This window comes from Streptomyces murinus (assembly GCF_002154555.1).
GTDB classification, from domain to species: domain Bacteria; phylum Actinomycetota; class Actinomycetes; order Streptomycetales; family Streptomycetaceae; genus Streptomyces; species Streptomyces murinus.
Genome location: NZ_MUNF01000472.1, coordinates 1 through 1967 on the forward strand (window position 1 = coordinate 1; position 1967 = coordinate 1967).

Below are 1967 nucleotides of genomic sequence, written 5' to 3' on the forward strand. Positions count from 1 at the left end.
TGTGAGACGCCGATCGGCGTCAAGAGCGCCGTCTCGCCGATCGACATCAAGGGCGTCCGCAGCGGCGCCGGCTACAAGGTCACGATGTCCTGGCAGAAGGGCGTCTCCTCCAGCCCCGTCGAACTGGGCAAGGGCGCGATGAGCCCGAGCGCCACCATCAAGCTGGGCGGCGCGGACAGCGGCACGATCCCGGTGAGCGGGCCGCCCAACGCCACCGCGATCCCCGCCAACACCCCCATCAAGATCAGCGACTTGAGCGGCACCTACACGCCCAAGAAGTCCGGCAAGGTCACCCTCACCGCGGGCACGCTCACCATCAAGGCGCTCGGTACGACGACGACCTGCACCCCCACCAACAACCCGGGCCCCTCCCTGACACTCGACGTGACAGCGCCCGGCGGCGGTTCGACCGGTGGCTCCTCCGGCTCGTCCGGCACCACCTCGGGTACCACCGGCTCAACCTCCGGCTCCTCCGGCTCAACCTCCGGCTCCGCGCCCGGCGGCACCCTCCCGCAGACCGGCCCCGACGACTCCGCCATCGCCCTCGGCACCCTCGGCGGCACCGTCCTCCTCACCGGCGCGGCGGGCGCCCTCTGGCTGACCCGGCGCGGCCCCGCCGTACGCCGCTGAACTCCGCCGCCGTAAGCCGCCGTACGCCGCCGAAACCCGGTCACCAGCGCTGGAGCCGCCCATGCCGTCCGCCGTACGCGCCCTCGGACCGCCCCTGCTGCTGATGCTGACGCTGCTGGGCGCCGCGTCACCCGCCGCCGCACGCCCGGCCGGCTGGTCCCTCGCGCCCGCCGGCGGCCCCCGTCCGTCCTTCTACGCCGAGGGCGCCCCCGGCACCGCCCTCCAGGACACCGTCGCCGTGACCAACCCGGGCCGTACCCCGGTGACGGTACGGCTGCGCGGCACCGGCCTGCCGGTCGTCCTCGCCAGGGCCACGCTCACCGTCCCGGCCCGCACCCGCGCCGAGGTGCCCTTCACCGTGACCCCGCCGTCCGGTTCCGCGCCCGGCGACCGCTCCGGCGCGATCGAGGCGCGCGACGGTACGGGCCGTACGGCGAGCGTTCCGGTGCGGCTGCGGATCGCCGGGCCCCGGCTCGCCGCGCTGACCGTCGAACATCTCGCCGTCCACCCAGGCGGCATCACGTACCAGCTGGTCAACCGGGGTACGACCGTGCTCGTACCGACCCTCGCGGTACGCGCCGACGGCACCTTCGGGCGGGTCCTGGACCGGGCCCCGCGCCCGCTGCCCGTCCGGCTGGCCCCGGGCGCACGGCGCACCCTCAGCGAGCCGTGGCACGGCCGCCCGTTCCTGGACCGTGTCGACGTACGGCTGACGGTGACGGCGGACGGGACGCGCGCCACGGCGACCACGGCGGCCACCTTCGTGCCCTGGGGCACGCTCGGCACCCTCGCCGGGCTCGCGGCGACGGCGACGGTCACGTTCCTCGTCCGGCGGCGTGCGCGTCGTACCCGCGAGAGCGAAACCCCGTCCCGCGAGGCCGAGTTGACGGGAGCGGTGGTGTGAGGCGGATCGGGGTCCTGGTGGTCGCCGTACTGCTCCTGCTGCCGCTCGCCGGGATCGCGGCGGCGGACGGCCCTGCCGTACGGCTGTCCGCGGCGCAGGCCGGCACCGGTGGTTCGGTCACCGTGCACGGAACCGGCTGGCGCCCGCGCACCCTGCTGATGCTGCTGGTCTGCGGCCGGGCGACCCCGTCCCGGGGCGTCATCGGCGGCACCAACTCCTGCGCCAACGCCGACGGCCGCGCCGTCACCACCGACGCCCGGGGCGCCTTCGCCAAGAAGCTGCCGGTCGCCGAGCCGCCCGTGCCCTGCCCCTGCGTGGTGCACGTGGCCACGGTCACCGGCACCCCGGCGCAGGCGGACGCCGTCCTCGATGTCGCCGGGCACCCCGTCGCCCCGCTGCCCGCCGAGCCCTCCGGCGGGCAGCGGGGCGACGG

At 76.0% G+C, this 1967-nt stretch carries 2 protein-coding genes and 1 pseudogene; all 3 read left to right on the forward strand.

Going from position 1 to position 1967, the window contains the following annotated elements; genetic code table 11:
* The coding region (locus CCN72_RS26860; protein WP_107430158.1) for an LPXTG cell wall anchor domain-containing protein at window positions 1–630 on the forward strand (630 nt) is incomplete at its 5' end.
* A gap of 61 nt (window positions 631–691) precedes the next feature.
* Complete coding sequence (locus CCN72_RS26865) at window positions 692–1534, forward strand: COG1470 family protein (RefSeq protein ID WP_086810349.1); 843 nt, start codon at window positions 692–694, stop codon at window positions 1532–1534.
* Window positions 1531–1967, forward strand: a pseudogene (locus tag CCN72_RS26870) (hypothetical protein); the annotation flags it as partial. The gene CCN72_RS26865 and the pseudogene CCN72_RS26870, both read left to right, overlap by 4 nt.